Annotated in this window: 18 protein-coding genes and 1 pseudogene; 10 read left to right on the plus strand and 9 right to left on the minus strand. The window is 62.7% G+C overall.

Annotated features, from left to right (window positions below; all coding sequences use genetic code 11):
- Positions 1-60 precede the first annotated feature (60 nt).
- Both gyrA and AC0L24_RS09765 read right to left on the minus strand, forming a co-directional pair.
- The gene (gene gyrA, locus AC0L24_RS09760) at positions 61-2,862 is read right to left on the minus strand and encodes a DNA gyrase subunit A (protein ID WP_127810491.1); all 2,802 of its coding nucleotides are present in this window, start codon (positions 2,860-2,862) and stop codon (positions 61-63) included.
- Between the two features lie 202 nt (positions 2,863-3,064).
- Positions 3,065-3,907 (minus strand): helix-turn-helix transcriptional regulator, encoded by an 843-nt coding sequence (locus AC0L24_RS09765; protein ID WP_127810492.1) that lies wholly within the window; start codon positions 3,905-3,907, stop codon positions 3,065-3,067.
- 85 nt (positions 3,908-3,992) lie between these two features.
- On the opposite strand from AC0L24_RS09765, the gene AC0L24_RS09770 reads away from it, so the two are divergent.
- Entirely contained in the window at positions 3,993-4,523 is a 531-nt protein-coding gene (locus AC0L24_RS09770) for a hypothetical protein (protein ID WP_127269843.1), read from the plus strand.
- Positions 4,524-4,678: 155 nt separating this feature from the next.
- Positions 4,679-5,308, plus strand: a complete 630-nt coding sequence (locus AC0L24_RS09775; protein WP_013531832.1) for a MarC family protein — start codon at positions 4,679-4,681, stop codon at positions 5,306-5,308.
- Positions 5,309-5,340: 32 nt separating this feature from the next.
- On the opposite strand, the gene AC0L24_RS09780 is transcribed toward AC0L24_RS09775, so the two are convergent.
- Positions 5,341-5,766: an OsmC family protein gene (locus AC0L24_RS09780; protein ID WP_127810493.1), complete on the minus strand. Its 426-nt coding sequence runs from the start codon at positions 5,764-5,766 to the stop codon at positions 5,341-5,343.
- 117 nt (positions 5,767-5,883) lie between these two features.
- A complete protein-coding gene (locus tag AC0L24_RS09785) occupies positions 5,884-6,405 on the minus strand; it encodes a single-stranded DNA-binding protein (protein WP_127270744.1) in 522 nt (173 codons plus the stop codon).
- Positions 6,406-6,631: 226 nt separating this feature from the next.
- On the opposite strand from AC0L24_RS09785, the gene AC0L24_RS09790 reads away from it, so the two are divergent.
- The 8 genes and pseudogenes from AC0L24_RS09790 (at position 6,632) to AC0L24_RS09825 (ending at position 14,700) form a co-directional block, all read left to right on the plus strand.
- Positions 6,632-6,946, plus strand: coding sequence for an ArsR/SmtB family transcription factor (locus AC0L24_RS09790; protein WP_013531836.1), 315 nt, complete (start codon positions 6,632-6,634; stop codon positions 6,944-6,946).
- Positions 6,943-7,434: an SRPBCC family protein gene (locus AC0L24_RS09795; protein ID WP_127810494.1), complete on the plus strand. Its 492-nt coding sequence runs from the start codon at positions 6,943-6,945 to the stop codon at positions 7,432-7,434. The genes AC0L24_RS09790 and AC0L24_RS09795 overlap by 4 nt, the downstream gene beginning before the upstream one ends.
- Positions 7,435-7,458: 24 nt before the next feature.
- The gene (locus AC0L24_RS09800; RefSeq protein ID WP_127270740.1) at positions 7,459-8,064 is read left to right on the plus strand and encodes an ATP-dependent Clp protease proteolytic subunit; all 606 of its coding nucleotides are present in this window, start codon (positions 7,459-7,461) and stop codon (positions 8,062-8,064) included.
- A 92-nt stretch (positions 8,065-8,156) separates the two neighbouring features.
- On the plus strand, positions 8,157-8,453 hold the full coding sequence (locus AC0L24_RS09805; RefSeq protein WP_127810495.1) for a hypothetical protein: 297 nt from the start codon (positions 8,157-8,159) through the stop codon (positions 8,451-8,453).
- A gap of 712 nt (positions 8,454-9,165) precedes the next feature.
- Complete coding sequence (uvrA, locus tag AC0L24_RS09810; RefSeq protein WP_127271296.1) at positions 9,166-12,087, plus strand: excinuclease ABC subunit UvrA; 2,922 nt, start codon at positions 9,166-9,168, stop codon at positions 12,085-12,087.
- Positions 12,088-12,118: 31 nt separating this feature from the next.
- Positions 12,119-12,588: pseudogene (locus AC0L24_RS09815) on the plus strand (GNAT family N-acetyltransferase).
- Between the two features lie 23 nt (positions 12,589-12,611).
- On the plus strand, positions 12,612-13,433 hold the full coding sequence (locus AC0L24_RS09820; RefSeq protein ID WP_473563670.1) for a DUF72 domain-containing protein: 822 nt from the start codon (positions 12,612-12,614) through the stop codon (positions 13,431-13,433).
- Positions 13,434-13,548: 115 nt separating this feature from the next.
- Positions 13,549-14,700: a GGDEF domain-containing protein gene (locus AC0L24_RS09825; RefSeq protein WP_127270118.1), complete on the plus strand. Its 1,152-nt coding sequence runs from the start codon at positions 13,549-13,551 to the stop codon at positions 14,698-14,700.
- Between the two features lie 49 nt (positions 14,701-14,749).
- On the opposite strand, the gene AC0L24_RS09830 is transcribed toward AC0L24_RS09825, so the two are convergent.
- The 5 genes from AC0L24_RS09830 to urtB all read right to left on the minus strand — a co-directional run bounded on the left by AC0L24_RS09830 (position 14,750) and on the right by urtB (position 19,558).
- Positions 14,750-14,926: a hypothetical protein gene (locus tag AC0L24_RS09830; RefSeq protein ID WP_081738697.1), complete on the minus strand. Its 177-nt coding sequence runs from the start codon at positions 14,924-14,926 to the stop codon at positions 14,750-14,752.
- A gap of 271 nt (positions 14,927-15,197) precedes the next feature.
- Positions 15,198-15,893, minus strand: a complete 696-nt coding sequence (gene urtE, locus AC0L24_RS09835; protein ID WP_023813006.1) for an urea ABC transporter ATP-binding subunit UrtE — start codon at positions 15,891-15,893, stop codon at positions 15,198-15,200.
- Between the two features lie 69 nt (positions 15,894-15,962).
- Positions 15,963-16,709: an urea ABC transporter ATP-binding protein UrtD gene (urtD, locus tag AC0L24_RS09840; protein ID WP_127271299.1), complete on the minus strand. Its 747-nt coding sequence runs from the start codon at positions 16,707-16,709 to the stop codon at positions 15,963-15,965.
- Positions 16,710-16,715: 6 nt separating this feature from the next.
- Complete coding sequence (gene urtC, locus AC0L24_RS09845; RefSeq protein WP_292138045.1) at positions 16,716-17,948, minus strand: urea ABC transporter permease subunit UrtC; 1,233 nt, start codon at positions 17,946-17,948, stop codon at positions 16,716-16,718.
- On the minus strand, positions 17,945-19,558 hold the full coding sequence (gene urtB / locus AC0L24_RS09850; RefSeq protein ID WP_127271301.1) for an urea ABC transporter permease subunit UrtB: 1,614 nt from the start codon (positions 19,556-19,558) through the stop codon (positions 17,945-17,947). The genes urtC and urtB overlap by 4 nt, the downstream gene beginning before the upstream one ends.
- Positions 19,559-19,715: the final 157 nt, after the last annotated feature.

The raw sequence follows: 19,715 nt of genomic DNA on the forward strand, positions 1-19,715 counted from the left end.
AACTTGCTGCCGCGCCGGCCACCTGGCCGGCGTTGCTATGTCAAAACCCGGGTGCCGGACTTAGTCCGTACCCTCCGGACCGGCGTCAGGCGCCGGAGCGGCATCAGCACCGCCCTCGACCGTCTCATCGCTTTCTTCGTCCGCTTGCGGTTCCGAGATCCGCTCGACCGAAACCACCTTTTCGCCTTCAGCCGTGTTGAAGATGGTCACGCCCTTGGTGGCGCGGCTGGCGAAACGGATGCCGTTGACCGGAACCCGGATGACGGTGCCGCCGTCCGACACCAGCATGATCTGGTCGTCATTGCCGACCGGGAACGTCGCCACCAGCCTGCCAATCTCGGCTGCCTTCGACACATCGGTGGCGCGGATGCCTTTGCCGCCGCGTCCGGTCAGCCGGAAATCATAGGACGACGAACGCTTGCCGTAGCCGAACTCGGTGACGGTCAGCACGTACTGTTCGTGCGCCTTGAGCTCTTCGTATCGGTTGTCGGAAAGCTCCGTCTCCTCGCCGATCTCCTCATTGGTCAGCGCGATCTCTTCCTCTTCGCCGGTCGTTTCCGTGGCAAGCCGCCGCTCCGCCGCCGCGCGCTTCAGGTAAGCGGCGCGTTCCGCTGGCGAAGCATCGACATGCTCTATCACCGACATCGAGATGATGCGGTCGGTCTCGGCCATGGTTATGCCGCGCACACCGACCGAATTGCGGCTCTGGAAGACGCGCACGTCGCCGACGGAGAAGCGTATGCACTGGCCGGAACTGGCGGTCAGTAGCACGTCGTCCTTGTCGGTGCAGGTCTCGACGCCGAGGATCTCGTCGCCTTCTTCCTCCAGCTTCATGGCGATCTTGCCGTTGCGGTTGACCTGGACGAAGTCGGATAGATCGTTGCGGCGCACGGTGCCGCGCGTGGTGGCGAACATCACGTAAAGTTCGCCCCAGCTGGCCTCGTCCTCCGGCAGCGGCATGATGGTGGTGATGCGCTCGCCCTGCTCCAGCGGCAGCATGTTGATCAGCGCCTTGCCGCGTGACTGCGGATTGCCGATCGGCAGCCGCCAGACCTTTTCCTTGTAGACGATGCCGCGCGAGGAGAAGAACAGCACCGGCGTATGGGTGTTGGCCACGAACAGCCGGGTGACGAAATCCTCTTCCTTGGTCGACATGCCGGAGCGGCCCTTGCCGCCGCGACGCTGCGCCCGGTAGAGCGACAGCGGCACGCGCTTGATGTAGCCGGAATGGCTCACCGTCACGACCATGTCCTCGCGCTGGATCAGGTCCTCGTCTTCCATGTCCGAACCGCCGTCGGTGAGTTCGGTGCGGCGCGGCGTGCCGAACTCGTCGCGCACGGCAGCAAGCTCGTCCTTGACGATCTGCTGGACGCGCGCGCGGGACGACAAAATGTCCAGGTAATCGATGATTTCGGCGCCGATCGTGTTCAACTCGTCGGCGATCTCGTCGCGGCCGAGCGCGGTCAGGCGCTGCAGGCGCAGTTCGAGGATGGCGCGCGCCTGTTCCTCTGACAGATTGTAGGTGCCGTCTTCGTTGATGCGGTGACGCGGGTCATCGATCAGGAGGATCAGCGATTCCACGTCGCCAGAGGGCCAGCGCCGCTCCATCAACTGCTCACGCGCCGTCTGCGGATCCGGCGCGGTGCGGATCAGCTTGATGATCTCGTCGATGTTGGCGACTGCGATGGCGAGACCGACCAGCACATGGGCGCGGTCGCGCGCCTTGCGCAGCAGGAATTTCGTCCGCCTTGTGATCACCTCCTCACGGAAGGCGACGAACGCCTTCAGCATATCGGTCAGGTTCATCACTTCCGGCTTGCCGCCGTTCAGTGCCACCATATTGGCGCCGAAGGAGGTCTGCAGCGGCGTGAAGCGGTAGAGCTGGTTGAGGATGACGTCGGCAACGGCGTCGCGCTTCAACTCGATGACGACGCGGTAGCCCTGGCGGTCGCTCTCGTCGCGGATATCGGAAATGCCCTCGATGCGCTTGTCGCGCACCAGTTCAGCCATCTTCTCGATCATCGACGACTTGTTCACCTGGTAGGGAACCTCGGTGATGATGATCGACTCGCGGTCGTTGCCGCGCTGTTCGATGTTGACCTTGCCGCGCATGACGATGGAGCCACGGCCGGTCGAATAGGCGTTGTAGATGCCCGAACGGCCAAGCACGATGCCGCCGGTGGGGAAATCCGGTCCCGGAATGATCTCCATCAACGCCGGCAGGTCGATCGCCGGATTGTCGATGAGGGCGATGGCGCCGTTGCAGATTTCGCTGAGATTATGCGGTGGAATGTTGGTCGCCATGCCGACGGCGATGCCGCCCGAGCCGTTGACCAAAAGGTTGGGAAACCGTGCCGGCAGAACCTTCGGTTCGCTGCCCGACGCGTCGTAAGTGTCCTGGAAATCGACGGTATCCTTGTCGATATCCTCCAAAAGCTCGTGCGCGACCTTGGTCAGCCGCGCTTCCGTGTAGCGCATCGCCGCAGGCGGATCGCCGTCGATGGAACCGAAATTGCCCTGCCCGTCGATCAACGGAACGCGCAGCGACCAGTCCTGCGCCATGCGCACCAAGGCGTCATAGATGGAGGCGTCGCCATGCGGATGGTATTTACCCATCACGTCGGCGACCGGACGCGCCGACTTCACATATTTGCGGTTCCAGTGGTAGCCGCTCTCATGGGCGGCGAAGAGAATGCGGCGATGCACCGGCTTCAGGCCGTCGCGCACGTCCGGCAGCGCACGGCTGACGATCACGCTCATAGCGTAATCGAGATAGGAGCGCTGCATCTCCTCGACGATGGATATCGGCTCGATGCCGGTGGGGCCGCCGTCGGCGCCGCGCGGTGTCTTCTGGTCGGTCAAATCGGATCACAATCTAATCAGGAATCACTTGGTGCTTATATAGGAAGCAAGCCCGAAACTCCAACCTTCACGGCACTTTTCCAGTGTCATTTTCAGTGGTAATTTCAAATGGATACCGCTGATTGCGACGATATGGCCAAGGCAGTTTTCGCCGCCCTGACGCAAAAGCCTGCGTGTCTGCCTTGGCGGGCATGGGGCCGATTCACGAAGCAGAAACGGCCCATGCGCCACGGCGGCTGCGATACTGGCCCGGCGTCTCCCCGATGATCCGCCGAAAACGACGATTGAAGGTCGACAGATCGTTGAAGCCTGCCTCGAAGGCGATCGCCGAGACCGCATCGTTCGACAGGCGTAGCCGCACCGCCGCCCTGTGCAATCGCGTCCTGAGCAGGAATTGGTAGGGCGTCATGCCCGCCACCTGCCGGAAGATGCGCAGGAAGTGATACGGACTGGTTGCTGTCTCATCGGCAAGCGCTGAAAGCGAGACAGGCCCATCGGCGTCCAGTTCGATCCGCCGCACTGCCTCGGCCACCCGTTTCTGATCGCGGCGGCTGGGCGCGCGCCCGACATGCGTAGCGCCAGAGGCTGTAGCCACGGCAGCACCGGCCAAGCGCAGGGAAAGTTCCTCGAAGGCGTCGATGTAGGCCATCTCGCGCGCGGTCTCCGCTTCGGCCAGGAGCGGCGCCAGTACCGGCAAAGGCGGCAGGCGCGCCGCCTCGAAAGCCAGCTTCCTGGCGCCCGGAACGCCAGCTGCGATCCGTTCCATGTAAGCCGGCTCGAAATGGAACGAGAGGCAACGGTCGCCGCTGCCATGCTCGTGCCCGCATTCGTAACATGTGCCGGGATTGCCGAGCAGGAGCGCGCCGGGCGCCAGCATCGCCGTGCCTTGCTGGGCGCGGTAGCGAAACGTGCCGCTGGTGACCGCAGCGACGCAGAAATCCTGATGCGCTTCCTCGAACGGCCGGTCGCCGGCGCCGGCCGTGCAAATGACGTCCGTCACGTGCCAACCGGCTCCGAATGCGAGACTATGCGTGGTCGTCGTCATAGTCGAAATATAGCAATTTTTCCCAAGCCCAGAACCCCGTCACCGCCTAGTCCTAACGGTCTCCTGACAAGAAGAGACCGCAGCCATGTTCGATCAATCCTCGTTTGCCGAAGCCCTGCATAGCTCCGGACCGATCGAAGGGCTTGCCGAAAAACTGAGCCTTTACGGCCGCTTCGTCGGCGCCTGGACGTTTGAGGCCTCGCGCCACCTCGAGGACGGCACTGTGCTGACAGGGCGTGGCGAGGTGCATTTCGGCTGGGTGCTGGAAGGCCGGGCGATCCAGGACGTGTGGATCCTGCCCGCGCGGGACGCCGGTCCATCGCCATCCTTGGGCACATGGACTTTTTACGGCACGACGCTGCGCGTCTATGATCCCGGCGCGGATGCCTGGCACATCTTCTGGAGCGACCCGCGCAACCAGTATTTCAGCCGCCAGCTCGGCCGCGCCGAGGGTGACACGATCGTGCAAGTGGGCGCCGACGACACCGGCAGCTCGGTACGCTGGAGCTTTTCACGCATCACCGAAAACTCCTTCCGCTGGCTGGGCGAACGCTCGCAAGACAATGGCGCGACATGGCGGCTGGAAGTCGAGTTCCTGGCGCGGCGAGCGGTTTGATCTCCGAGGATTGCAGCAGCCCAGAATAAAAGCGTCGCGATCCTTCGCGCTGCCCTCTGTCCCGCATCAACCACTTTCTCACGAACGGTTCCCACCGAACGGGCTTTGCTCTACCAGTATTCTGGCACGGGCACAGCCCGGCGGGAGGGTCAGAGATGCCGAGTTTCGACAGCCTGTTCAACGCTTTCGTCACCATTCTCGTGACCATCGACCCGCCCGGCCTGGCGCCGCTGTTCCTCGCCGTGACGCGCGGCATGAACCGCGAGGAGCGCCAGCAGGTTTCGGTGCGCGCCTCGATCATCGGTTTCCTAGTGATGGCGCTGTTTGCGGTTGCCGGGGCCTCGATCCTGTCGGTGTTCGGCATAACGTTGCCGGCCTTCCGCGTCGCCGGCGGTTTCCTGCTGTTCTTCATCGCCTTCGAGATGGTGTTCGAGCGCCGGCAGGACCGCAAGGAGAAGATCGGCGACGTCGCCATCACCAAGGACATGATCCACAACATCGCCGCCTTCCCGCTGGCGATCCCACTGATCGCGGGCCCTGGTGCCATTTCGGCAACTGTGCTGCTTTCCGGCTCGTTTCAAGGCTTTGCCGCGCAGGCGGCGCTGGTCGGCATCATCTTCGTCTGCCTCGCCATCACCTATCTGGTGTTCGTGCTGTCGGAACGCATAGACCGCATCCTCGGCCAGACCGGCCGCTCGATCCTGACCCGTCTGCTTGGCGTCATCCTGGCGGCACTGGCTGTGCAATTCGTCGCCGACGGTATCAAGGCGCTGATAGCAGGCTGAGAGGCTGACGCGGCGAGAACCCGAAGCCGGTTCTATTTCGCCGTCGTGTCGATGACCTCGAAATCGTGGGTAATCGTGGCGGTCTCGGCCAGCATCGCGGAGGCCGAGCAATATTTTTCGATCGAAAGGTCGATCGCGCGTTTCACCTTGACGCTGGAGAGTGCCCTGCCCTTGACGACGAAATGCATGTGAATGCGGGTGAACACTCTTGGCTCGGTTTCGGCCCGCTCGGCATCAAGCTCGACCACGCAGTCCTCGACCGCCTCGCGGCCCTTTTCGAGGATATGCACGACATCATAGGCCGAACAGCCACCGGTGCCGATCAGCACCAGCTCCATCGGGCTTGGACCCGGCGTCCTGCCTTCCGGTCCGTGCGCTGTTCCGAGCACGACCATGTGACCGCTGCCGGATTCCCCGACGAAGGTGCGCTCCTCGACCCACTTTACGCGCGCTTTCACCCAACTCGTCCTCTCACCGTATTTCGTTGATCGGCCCGGTCAGCCTCAATCACGATGCAAAACCCCGAAAGTCCATGAACGACTCTCGGGGCACTGTGTCTGACATAACTGTTGCGATCAGAACGGGATTTCGTCATCCAATTCGCGCGACGAACCACCGCCGCCGCCGCTCTTGGCACCGCCGCCACCGCGATTGAAGCCTTCGCTCGGGCTGGACTGGCCGAAATCGGAACCACGGCTGCTGCCGCCACCGGTATAGCCGCCGACCTGACCGCCCTCGCCCTGTCCGCGTGCGTCGAGCATCTGCAGCTCACCGCGGAATTTCTGCAGAACGACTTCCGTCGTGTACTTGTCGGCACCGGTCTGGTCCTGCCATTTGCGCGTCTGCAACTGGCCCTCGACATAGACCTTCATGCCCTTCTTTAGATACTGCTCCGCCACCTTGGCGATGCCCTCATTGAAGATGACGACGTTGTGCCACTCGGTTTTTTCCTTGCGTTCGCCGGAATTCTTGTCGCGCCAGCTTTCCGATGTGGCGATGCGGATGTTGACGACCGGTTCACCCGAATTCAGGCGACGGATTTCGGGATCCGCGCCGAGATTGCCGACCAGAATGACCTTGTTGACGCTACCCGCCATGATATTTCTCCGCGCTCATCCGAAACAAATTTTTGTCGCAGCACCTTACAGGCTGCAGGCGATCGCCGCTTGCCATGGCTGCCTTTACCCACAAGGTTTTTGTTCCCTTTTCGTTCTTATCCGCATCGCTGCTTATTGTCAAGGAATGGCAGCAACGCCGAAGCCGATCATATGGGCCTGAAAAGACCGCTTGCCAAATCAATAAGTATGCACTTATGCTTTTGGCATGATCGAAGCAGAGATTTTTCGCGCACTGGCCGACCCGACGCGCCGCGCCGTCTTTGAGCGGCTGGCCGCCGGCGAGATGAGCGTGTCGGAATTGCGCACCGGGATGACGGTGTCGCAGCCCGCGGTGTCGCAGCATCTGGCGGTGCTGCGTGGCGCCGGGCTGGTGGTCGAGCGGCGAGCCGGCCGCAACGCCTATTACCGCGCCGATCCGCAGGGGCTCGCCCCCTTGCTCTCCTGGATCGAACGCTACCGGACCTTCTGGCCGGAGCGCATCGAAAGGCTGAAGGCGGTTTTGAAGGACATGGATCAATGAAGAAGGCGGGATCAACGACCAACCACGGCCAAGGCGACGCCCCGGATGCGCTCGAGTTCGAGTACGAGCTTGCCGAGCCGCCGGAAAAGGTCTGGCGGGCCCTGACCGTACCGGAATTGCTGGCCGCCTGGATGATGCCGAACGACATCAGCCCCGAGATCGGCAACCGTTTTGCCTTCGCCGGACCGGACACGCCGATCGAATGCGAAATCCTCGACGCCGAACCCGAGAAGCTGCTGCGCTATTCCTGGCGGGAGCAGCCGGGCGACGCCGCCAGGCAGGGGCCGCTCGACAGTACCGTCACCTTCACACTTGCCCGAACCGTTTCCGGCGGCACGCATCTGCGCATCGTCCATGACGGCTTTGCCCGCAAGACCATGCCTGCCGTCGCCATGGCAGGCGCCGGCTGCCGGGTTTCGCTCGGTGCGAACAGGTCATCTAAGCCAATCGCCGCAAACACGCCTCGCCTCCTGCTTCGCGCGGCCTGAAAACAAAACGGACGGAGAGAGACAATGAGCGGTGTTGCCAGTCTGGTGCCGATGGTCATCGAGCAATCGAGCCGCGGCGAACGTGCCTTCGACATCTTTTCGCGGCTGCTGCGCGAGCGCATCATCTTCATCAATGGCGAGATCAACGATGACATCTCGGCGCTGGTCTGCGCGCAGCTTTTGTCGCTGGAATCGGACAATCCCGACAAGGAGATCTCGCTCTACATCAACTCGCCGGGCGGCGTGGTGACCAGCGGATTCGCCATCTACGATACGATGCAATATATCAGCTGCCCGGTGTCCACCGTATGCATGGGCTTTGCCGCCTCGATGGGCTCGTTCCTGCTGATGGCAGGCACACCGGGGCGTCGGATTTCCCTGCCGAATGCCACCATCCTGCTGCATCAGCCGCTGGGCGGGTTCCAAGGCCAAGCCTCCGACATCCAGCGCCATGCCGAGCGCATCGGCCGGACGAAACGGCACATGGCCGAACTTTACGCGCAGCATTGCGGCCGCAGCTATGAAGAGGTGGAACGCACGCTCGACCGCGACCACTTCATGACCGCCCGCGAGGCCCAGTCCTGGGGCATCGTCGACCATGTTTTCGACACGCGAAAGAAAGCGGCGTAAGCCAGGGTCGGATCGGAGACCGTCCGGCAGTTAGTCGAAGATTTGACGATGCCGGTCTGGTTCCATCGGCGACGCGCCACTATAGTCCTGCGATGACCGACACTCATCAGTCCAGATCATTGCACCGCGTCATCGCCGTTGTAGCGCTCGCCATTGCGGGCCTCATCAGCGGCGCGGCACTTGCCGACGACAGTTCGTCGTCGACGCAAAAAAGCGCCCTTCCCGGCGTAACCGGCGACTACCGCATCGCCAAGCCGGCTCCCGAGCCGGACGATGCGCTGCCAGCCGGCGAGAACGGTACATTCAAGATCGGCGATACCGATGTCAGGATTTCCGGCAGCATCACCGTCGATGTCGGCGCCGGCTCGATCGGGCCGCCGCGCCACTGACAGCGCGTGTCGCGCTGCGCCTGTCGCCCACAAGACAATCCGCACATGAAAACGGCCCCGCCGTGCTTTGCGCAAACGGACGGGGCCTTTTTGGATCTCAAATCCAATTTTACCGGGAGTGTACTGCCGGCGTTTGATTTCGGATGCACCGCGGCATTCAGCCGACGATCCGACTAGTAGTCTCTGATTTTTACGAGAGATGGCAGGTCACGGTTTGCCGGCTGGCGAAAACGCTGAACCCTGGCACTTATGCCTGCCTCGGCTCCAGTGACAACTGGAACCCTGGGGGACGATCCGGTGGCGTCATAGCTCCGCTCCTCTGTCCGTTGCGATTGTTGTCAATTCGAAGCACAAATCGCAAATGCCTGCGGCGTCTCGCAGGCCACCTTTGGGCGGCGAGGCCATCGAAAGACGGCCGGCTTCGTTGACTGCTGGAGACTGCTCCCCTCAGTTGGTGGCGTCAACCATCAATAGCCGGTTACCGAAAAATGTGATCGCCGGGAGGTTACGTGCAAGTCAGTTTTTGCACAGCTTTGTCAGGAGCGTGTTCGGCCTTTGTTCTTTCCGCTTGCCCGTTCACGCGAAAGACGCTTAAACGCTCTCGTCGGGAATTGTGGCGTATCTCGACGTGGCGGCAAAACTACCTACATAGGGGATGGCCGGGAAAACCCGCCATTCCAGGAAATTCCAGATTCTGAGGCGGCGACCGGCTATGGCCGACCATAAATATCTTTCCATTCGCGGGGCGCGCGAACACAATCTGAAGAATGTCGATCTCGACTTGCCGCGTGACAGCCTGATTGTCATGACCGGCCTGTCGGGATCCGGCAAGTCATCGCTTGCCTTCGACACGATCTATGCCGAGGGCCAGCGCCGCTACGTCGAAAGCCTGTCGGCCTACGCGCGGCAATTCCTTGAGATGATGCAGAAGCCTGACGTCGACCAGATCGACGGCCTGTCGCCCGCCATTTCCATCGAGCAGAAGACCACCTCGAAGAACCCGCGTTCAACGGTCGGCACCGTCACCGAGATCTACGACTATATGCGGCTGCTTTTTGCGCGCGTCGGCATCCCCTATTCGCCAGCCACCGGCCTGCCGATCGAGAGCCAGACGGTTTCGCAGATGGTCGACCGCGTGCTGGCGATCGAGGAAGGCACGCGCCTGTTCATCCTGGCGCCGATGGTGCGCGGCCGCAAAGGCGAGTACCGCAAGGAACTCTTGGAGCTGCAGAAGAAGGGCTTTCAACGCGTCAAGGTCGACGGCGTCTTCTATGAGATCGCCGACGTGCCGGCGCTGGACAAGAAGTACAAGCATGACCTCGACGTCGTCGTCGACCGCATCGTCGTGCGCGGCGATCTGGCGACGCGGCTCGCCGATTCCATCGAAACGGCGCTGAAGCTGGCCGATGGGCTGGCGGTCGCCGAATTCGCCGACAAGCCGCTCGATGCCAGCCAGACCGGCGAGGATTCGGTCAACAAGTCGAAGAACGAGACGCATGAGCGCATCCTGTTCTCGGAAAAGTTCGCTTGCCCGGTCTCCGGCTTCACCATTCCGGAAATCGAACCGCGGCTGTTCTCGTTCAACAACCCGTTCGGCGCCTGCCCGACCTGCGACGGTCTCGGCAGCCAGCGTGCCATCGACGGCAATCTGATCGTTCCGGACGAGAACATCTCGCTGCGGGACGGCGCCGTCAGCCCGTGGGCGAAATCGACTTCCCCCTATTACGCTCAAACGCTGGAAGCGCTGGGCAAGGCCTATGGCTTCAAGCTTGGCGACAAGTTCAAGGATTTGTCCGAAGAGGCCAAGGAAGCTATCCTGCACGGCACGGGTGAGCGCGAAATCACCTTCCAGTATGATGACGGCCTGCGCTCCTACAAGACCACCAAGACCTTTGAAGGCGTCATTCCCAATCTCGAGCGGCGCTGGAAAGAGACCGAATCCGCCTGGATGCGTGAAGAGATCGAGCGCTTCATGTCGGCCACGCCCTGCCCGGCCTGCAAGGGTTATCGGCTGAAGCCCGAGTCGCTGGCGGTGAAAATCGCCGGCAGGCACATCGGCGAAGTCACCGAGCTTTCCATTCGCAAGGCCGACCAGTGGTTCACTGACCTGCCGGCGTCGCTCAACGACAAGCAGAACGAGATCGCGGTGCGCGTCTTGAAGGAAATCCGCGAGCGGCTGCGCTTCCTCAACGATGTCGGGCTCGACTATCTGACGCTGTCGCGCAATTCCGGCACGCTGTCGGGCGGCGAGAGCCAGCGCATCCGGCTGGCATCGCAGATCGGCTCCGGTCTCACCGGCGTGCTCTATGTGCTGGACGAACCGTCGATCGGCCTGCATCAGCGCGACAATGCCCGCCTCCTCGATACGCTGAAGCACCTGCGCGATATCGGCAACACGGTGATCGTCGTCGAGCATGACGAGGACGCCATCCTGCATGCCGACTATGTCGTCGACATGGGTCCGGCCGCCGGCATCCATGGCGGCGAGATCATCGCCCAGGGCACGCCGCAGCAGGTAATGGCCAATCCCAATTCGATCACCGGCAAATATCTGTCCGGCGCGCTCGAAGTGGCGACGCCCGGCGTGCGGCGTGAAGCGAAGAAGAACCGCCGCCTGAAGATCGTCGGCGCGCGCGGCAACAATCTGAAGAACGTCACCGCCGAAATCCCGCTCGGCACCTTCACCGCCGTCACCGGCGTGTCGGGCGGCGGCAAGTCGACCTTCCTGATCGAAACCCTGTTCAAGGCTGCCTCGCGCCGCATCATGGGCTCGCGCGAGCACCCGGCCGACCACGACCGCATCGAGGGCCTCGAATTCCTCGACAAGGTCATCGACATCGACCAGTCGCCCATTGGCAGGACCCCGCGTTCGAATCCCGCCACCTATACAGGCGCTTTCACACCGATCCGCGATTGGTTCGCGGGCCTGCCGGAAGCCAAGGCGCGCGGCTATCAGCCCGGACGTTTTTCGTTCAACGTCAAGGGCGGCCGTTGCGAGGCCTGCCAGGGCGACGGCGTCATCAAGATCGAGATGCACTTCTTGCCCGACGTCTACGTCACCTGCGACGTCTGCCACGGCAAACGCTATAACAGAGAGACGCTCGACGTCGTGTTCAAGGGCAAGTCGATCGCCGACGTGCTCGACATGACAGTCGAGGAAGGCGTCGACTTCTTCGCCGCCGTGCCCGGCGTGCGCGACAAGCTCGATACGCTGAAGCAGGTCGGCCTCGGCTACATCCATATCGGCCAGCAGGCGACGACGCTGTCAGGCGGCGAGGCGCAGCGCATCAAGCTGGCCAAGGAACTGTCGCGCAAGGCAACTGGCAAGACGCTCTATATCCTCGACGAGCCGACCACCGGCCTGCATTTCCACGACGTCGCCAAGCTGTTGGAAGTGCTGCATGAACTGGTCGACCAGGGCAACACGGTGGTGGTCATCGAGCACAATCTCGAAGTGATCAAGACCGCCGACTGGGTGCTCGACCTCGGCCCCGAAGGCGGCGACGGCGGCGGCGAACTGGTTGCCTCCGGCACGCCGGAAGCGATCGTGCGCGAGAAGCGCAGCTACACCGGCCAGTTCCTCAAGGAGCTGCTGGAGCGGCGCCCCGGAGGCAAGCGCGAAGCGGCGGAGTGATCGGACCGGTTGGCGCCTGGAGAGCTTTTGAATGAAAATCAGAAGAGCGCTTGCCGGTGATCTCCAAACCGTCGTCTCGCTGACGCAAGCGGCCTATGCGCCTTACACTGCACTGTTAGGCGCACCGCCGATCCCAGTCACCGAGGACTACGCGCCGCGCATCGCGCGTGGTGAGGTGTGGGTGTTGGAAAGTGGCGGCGGACTTGCCGGACTGATCACGCTGGAACGGCATGACGACCACGCGATGATCTTCTCCGTCGCGGTCTCTCCTGACTTTCAGGGCAAGGGCTTCGGCATTGCGCTGCTGAAACACGCGGATGAGCTGACCCGTCTCTGGGGCTGCCCGAGGTGCGGCTTTACACCAACGCCAGGATGGAACGGAACATCGCGCTCTATCTGGCCTATGGTTTCCACGAAACGGGTCGCCGGCCCAATCCCTATCGGCCGGGATGGGTGCTGGTCGACATGGCGAAATCGGTCCACGAGAGCACAGCGGCCTGATTTCTGAACTTGGGAGGATGACAATGAGCACATCGGGAACGATCCGCGCCGGCATGGGCGGCTGGACCTTCGAGCCTTGGGATACGTCCTTCTATCCCGACAAGCTTTCCAAGGCCAAGCAGCTGAACTACGCCACTCGCCAGGTGCCGAGCATCGAGGTCAACGGCACTTACTATTCCAGCTTCAAGGAACCGACCTTCGTCAAATGGGCCAACGAGGCGCCGGACGGTTTCGTGTACTCGCTAAAGGGCAACCGCTTCGTCACCAACCGGCGCGTGCTGGGCGAGGCCGGCGAATCGATGACGCGCTTCCTCGGCTCGGGCGTTGCCGCACTCGGGGAAAAGCTCGGGCCGATCCTGTGGCAGTTCGCGCCGACCAAGAAATTCGATCCGGACGATTTCGAAGCCTTTTTGAAACTGCTGCCGGAAAAGCAGGACGGCGTTGCGCTGCGCCACGCGGTCGAGGTCCGCAACGACAGTTTTGTCGTGCCGGAATTCGCAGCACTTGCCCGAAAATACAAGGCCGCGATCGTCTACGCCGACCATGCCAAATATCCCGATATCGCCGACGTCACCGCCGATTTCGTCTACGCCCGGCTGCAGACCGGTAGCGATGACAATCCCGACTGCTACACGCCGAAAGGCCTCGATGAATGGGCCGCGCGGGTAAAGATCTGGGCGCAAGGCAAGCAGCCCGCCGACCTGCGGCGCGCCGACCCCGCCACCGATGCGCCGGTCAAGCCGCGCGACGTGTTCGTCTACTTCATCACGGAGGGCAAGGTGCGAGCGCCGTTCGGCGCCATGGCACTGATGAAGCGGGTGGACCAGGGTCTGCCGGTGCCCTGACGCTGCGGAATCATGGCATCTTCGCCATCGTCGTAACCTTATCGATACCTCCTTGCTGCATGAATCCAGCTGAACCAGTCGCAAATCTGGGCCGCCGCAGGCAAGGACGAGGGGCATGTCGCTCGACTACACTTCACTTCTGCTGGCTGTCGGTTTTTCCGCTGCCTGCCTGAGCCTGACCTTGTTTGGCATGTGGCTGACCGCTCGCTCGGAAAAGTTCCTGCTGACATGGGCGGTCAGCCTGGTGTTCGTGGTCGGCGATATTTTTTTCTATGACGCCTATATCGATATGCCCGGGCGCCTGCTGGGCATCGCCACGCTGGCTTTCCTCCTGCTCGGTTTCTCGACAATGCTGGGCGCGGCCTACCAGTTCAGAACCGGCGGCTCGCCAGTGCCGCGAACGGCGTTTGGCAGCGCCATTTCGCTGGCCGTGACATTGCCTCCCATGGCTCTAGGCTATGACGGGCTGGGCTTCATGTTCGAAAATGCCTTCGCCGCCTTGCTTCTGTTCGCAACGGCGGTCGAATACTGGAAAGGCCGCGACGAAGCCCCTGCCCTGACAACCGGTATCACCGCGCTCTATTCGGCCACGGCCGCATCCTTTGCTCTCTGCGCCATGGTTTTGGCTTGGGAGGGAAAGCTGGTCCTTGGACATGCGCCAAGCAACTGGGCCGAGGAACTGAGCCTCATCATCGTTATCGCCAGCATGACCGGCATCGGAGCGCTTTCCCTGGCCCTGAACCAAGGGCGTCTGGCCCGGCATCACCGCCACAATGCCCTGACCGACCCGCTGACCGGCCTGCTCAACCGCCGCGCCCTATTCGACCTGCACGGCGATGCGCCGGTCGGTGCCTTCACGGCGGTGGTCGTCTTCGACCTCGACAACTTCAAGGCCATCAACGACGAATTCGGCCACGCCGCCGGCGATGAGGTGCTGAAGGTATTTGCACGGGAACTCGCCAGCAATCTTCGCCCGGGTGATGTCGCCGCGCGCATGGGCGGCGAGGAATTCGCGCTGGTGCTGAAGCGGACCTTGCCCGAAACGGTGGAGGCCACCGCCGAGGCCATCCGGGCAGCTTTCGCCGCGCACCACATCGAAACCGAGACAGGCTCGCTGATATGCACGGTCAGTGCCGGATTTGCTTTCGGCACCAAGGAAGGCCTCGGCTTCGACAAGGTGCTCAATGCCGCCGACAAGGCGCTCTATGACGCCAAGCGCGCCGGCCGCAACCGCGTCACGGCTTCTCCGTTCAAGCGCGCAGGCTGATCGCGTGTGTCAACACCGGCCTCTGATCGTGGCGAGACGAATGCAGCTCCTAGGCCGCCATGACAATCTCATTGAAGGTATCGAGATCGACATAGAAGACCTTGGTGATCTCCTCGATCAGATCGTCGTAATCGCAGCCCTGTGATCTCAAGATGTTGATGGCAGCGATGATATCGACACGTTCGATAAGCCGCCGCTTCTGGTAATCCTCGACGTAACGTTCCATGGCTGTCCCTTAGCCTGTGTGCCCAAACGCGTTTGAACGACAGAGATCGCAGGAGGGAAGCTAGGCAGCCTTGCTTGCGTGAAACTTGCCCGGCATTGGCCGTGCTCCTCGATCTGCGATAAACCAGACTGGTACGGAAGCGGCCGACTCACAAAAGCCTAGGAAAAGACTAGCACGCAGTTGCCGATGCACCAGAGACGCTGGTGCAGGGCCGGAGAAATACTGGACTTGCCAAGGACTTCGGATCGTCAACTGAAGTGCGTTGGCGATTCTAGACCGTCAGGAACTTCCTGACATCAGCACGGTCCAGATCTTCCGCCGGACCGGTATGGACGATCACGCCACGGTCCATGATGTTGACTTCGTCGGCCAACTCGCGACAGAAATCGAGATATTGTTCGACCAGAAGCACGGCGATGCCGGCCTGGTCACGCAGGTAGCGGATGGCGCGGCCGATGTCCTTGATGATCGACGGCTGGATGCCCTCGGTCGGCTCGTCGAGCACCAGCAGTTTCGGCCGCATCACCAGCGCCCGTCCGATGGCGAGCTGCTGCTGCTGGCCCCCGGAAAGATCACCGCCGCGGCGGCCGAGCATCTGCTTCAGCACCGGGAACAATTCGAAGACATGCGCCGGAATGTTGCGGTCGGCCCGTTTCAGCGGCGCAAAGCCTGATTCCAGGTTCTCCCGCACGGTGAGCAGCGGAAAGACCTCCCTGCCCTGCGGTACGAATGCGATGCCCGACCGGGCGCGGTCATACGCCGCGCTCCGGTCGAGCGCCTTCCCCTCGAAGGCAACGCTTCCGCTCGTCAGCCGGTGGTGGCCGACGATCGATCTCATCAAACTGGTCTTGCCGACGCCGTTGCGGCCGAGCACGCAGGTGATCTTGCCGGCGCCCGCCTTCAGCGACACGCCGCGCAGTGCCTGGGCGGCGCCGTAGTGCAGCGTGGCATTGGAAACTTCGAGCATGTCAGCGCCTTTTCCAGAACCGCAGAAACGACAGATCGAAATGATGGAACTGCACCCGCCAGACCATGCTCATCTCCCCAGATAGACTTCGACGACACGCTCGTCGGCCGACACGAAATCGAGTGTGCCTTCCGAGAGCACCGAGCCCTCATGCAGGCAGGTGACCTTGACGCCGAGCTCGCGCACGAAATGCATGTCATGCTCGACGACGATGACCGAATGGTCGCGGGCGATGTCCTTGAGCAGACGAGCGGTTTCCTCGGTCTCGGCATCGGTCATGCCGGCGACCGGTTCGTCGACCAGAAGCAGTTTCGGGTCCTGTGCCAGGAGCATGCCGATCTCGAGCCACTGCTTTTGTCCATGGCTCAGATTGGCCGCCAGTTCGTCACGCTTGTCGCCAAGCCGGATGATGCCGAGGATGTCATCGATCTGCCGCGTCTCGGCGGTCGAGCGGCGATGGAACAGCGCCGGGAAGATCGAGCGCGGTCCCTTCAGCGCCAACATCAGGTTTTCCTCGATCGTGTGGCTTTCGAACACGGTCGGCTTCTGAAACTTGCGGCCGATGCCCATCATGGCGATTTCGGCCTCGTCATGCTTGGTCAGATCGACCTGGCCGTCGAAGAACACGTCGCCTTCGTCGGGCCGCGTCTTGCCGGTGACGATGTCCATCATCGTCGTCTTGCCGGCGCCGTTGGGGCCGATGATGGCGCGCATCTCACCCTTGTCGAGCACCAGCGACAGATTGTTGATGGCGCGAAAGCCGTCGAAGGAGACCGAGACGCCGTCGAGATAAAGGATCGTGTTCGACTTTGACATGGTCGCTCACTCCGCCGGCTGCGGTTCGGGGTTGCTGGCGGACCAGTTGCCGGGCTTGCTCGCCTCGCTGCGAACGATTTTAGCCGGCGTCGGAACGTCGGGGTCGCTGCCGGCTTCCTCGGCAATCGAAGCTGCTCGCAACGCCCTGGCGTTGCCGCGCCAACTGTCCCACATGCCGATGATGCCTTTGGGCAGCAAAAGCGTGACGGCGACGAACAGCCCGCCCAGTGCAAACAGCCAGAACTCCGGTAGCACGCCGGTGAACCAGGATTTGCCGGCATTGACCAGCAGCGCACCGATGATCGGCCCGACGATGGTGCCGCGCCCGCCGACAGCCGCCCAGACGACGACTTCAATCGAATTGGCCGGCTCGAACTCGCCCGGATTGATGATGCCGACCTGCGGCACGTAGAGCGCGCCGGCTATGCCGGCCATGACAGCCGAGACGGTGAAGGCGAACAGTTTCACGTTCTCGGCCCGCCAGCCGAGGAAGCGCGTGCGGCTCTCGGCATCGCGCACCGCCATCAGGAGCTTGCCGTATTTGGAGCCGACGATCGCCCAGGTGACGAAGACGGCAAGTGCCAGCATCACGGCGCTGGCCGCGAACAGCGCCGAACGCGTCGCGTCGGCCTGCACGTTGAAGCCGAGAATATCCTTGAAATCGGTCAGGCCGTTGTTGCCGCCGAACCCCATGTCGTTGCGAAAAAAGGCAAGCAGCAGCGCGTAGGTCATCGCCTGGGTGATGATCGAGAGATAAACGCCGGTGACGCGGCTGCGGAAGGCGAACCAGCCAAAGACGAAAGCGAGCAGGCCGGGCACCGCGAGCACCATGAGGCCGGCGAACCAGAAATGGTCGAAACCGTACCAGAACCAGGGCAATTCCTTGTAGTTCAGGAACACCATGAAGTCGGGCAAGATGGGATTGCCGTAAACGCCGCGCGAACCGATCTGCCGCATCAGATACATGCCCATCGCATAGCCGCCGAGCGCGAAGAAGGCGCCGTGACCGAGCGAGAGGATGCCGCAATAGCCCCAGACCAGGTCAAGCGCCAAGGCGAGCAGCGCATAGCAGAGATATTTGCCTGTCAGCGCGACGATGTAGGAAGGGACGTAGAAGGCGCTGGTGGGAGACACCGCAAGGTTGAGCAGCGGCACAAGGACGGCCACCGCCAGCAGGATGAAGATCGTGATGGCGATGCGGCGGTCCGCGCCGGCGGCAAAGAAGCGTCCCGTGATCATGCTTCCACCGCCCTGCCCTTGAGCGCGAACAGGCCGCGCGGGCGCTTCTGGATGAACAGGATGATCAGCACCAGCACGACGATCTTGCCGAGCACCGCGCCCGCATAGGGCTCGAGGAACTTGTTGACGATGCCGAGCGAGAAGGCGCCGACCAGCGTGCCCCACAGATTGCCGACGCCGCCGAAGACGACGACCATGAAGCTGTCGATGATGTAGCCGCGACCGAGATTGGGCGAGACGTTGTCGATCTGGCTGAGCGCGACGCCGGCAATGCCTGCAATGCCGGAGCCGAGCGCGAAGGTCAGCGCGTCTACCCATGGCGTCCTGATGCCCATCGAGGCGGCCATGCGCCGGTTGGCGGTGACGGCGCGCATCTGCAGGCCCCAGGGCGTGCGCTTCATCACGTAGAGCAGGATGCCGAAGACAGCGAGCGCGAAAACCAGGATCCACAGCCGGTTCCAGGTGATCGCCAACTGTCCGAGATTGAACGAGCCCGACATCCAGGATGGGTTGCCGACCTCCTGGTTGGTCGGCCCGAAGATCGAGCGCACGGCCTGCTGCAGGATCAGCGAGACGCCCCATGTCGCCAGCAGCGTTTCAAGCGGCCGGCCATAGAGGAAACGGATGACGCCGCGCTCGATGATCAGGCCAACAAGGGCCGCGACGAGGAAGGCCAGCGGCAGCGCAATGACCAGCGACCAGTCGAACAGGCCGGGAAAGGAGGTGCGGATCACCTGCTGGACGACGAAGGTCGTGTAGGCGCCGAGCATGACCATCTCGCCATGCGCCATGTTGATGACACCCATGACGCCGAAGGTAATGGCAAGGCCGATTGCCGCCAGCAGCAGCACCGAGCCCAGCGAGATGCCGTACCAGATGTTCTGCCCGGCATCCCAGAAGGCCAGCGTCGAATTGATGTTGGCGATTGCGGTCGTCGCCGCTTGCTTGACCGCGTCGGTGGAATTCGCCTCGACCGAGGTGAGCAGGGAAACCGCATCGCGGTCGCCACGCGCGCCGATCAGGGCAATTGCAGCGAGCTTGTCGGCTTCGGGCCGGTCGGAGACCAGAACGGAGGCGGCACGAGCCTGTTCGAGCAGCGCCTTGACGCTGGCCACGGTCTCACTGGCGATTGCCGTGTCGAGCGGTCCGATGTTTGCGGCGTCGGGAGTCTTGAACATGGTGTCGGCGGCGGCAACACGCACGGCCGGGTCCTTGGCGCCGAGCGTCAGCGTGCCCAACGCATCGCGTATGACGCGACGCAGCGTGTTGTTGACCTTGATCTTGGTGATGCCGTCCTTGGCCGCTTCGCCCGACGCCTCGCCGCTCAACGGGTCGGAAAGCTGGACGCTTTCGCCCGCTTCCTTGCCGACAAACACAAGGGAATCAGCCTTGCGGACATACAGGTTGCCGTCGGCAAGTGCCGCAAGCGGCCGCTCTACCGCCGGATCGCCGGCGGCCGCCAGTTCGTGGACGACGGCCCCGATCTCGGAAAAGCCCTTGGCCGTGGCGAATTTGGCGATGATGCCGCGCAGATCGGCTTCGCCGGCGCCGGAGGACGACAGTGTCGCCAGCAGGAACAACAGCATCAAACCCGTGCGGATCAAGATCATCGGTCTCTGGTAACCCCTGAAGGTTGAAGTGGGCGTGGGGGCCGCGGGGGGGGCCCCGCGGCCGCGCCGGGGGCGGGGGGGGGGGGGGCGCGGGGGGCCCCCGGGGGGGGGGGTGGGGGGGCCGGGCGCCCCCCCGGCGGGGGGGGCGCGGTGGGTG

Source organism: Mesorhizobium sp. WSM4809, from assembly GCF_055811655.1.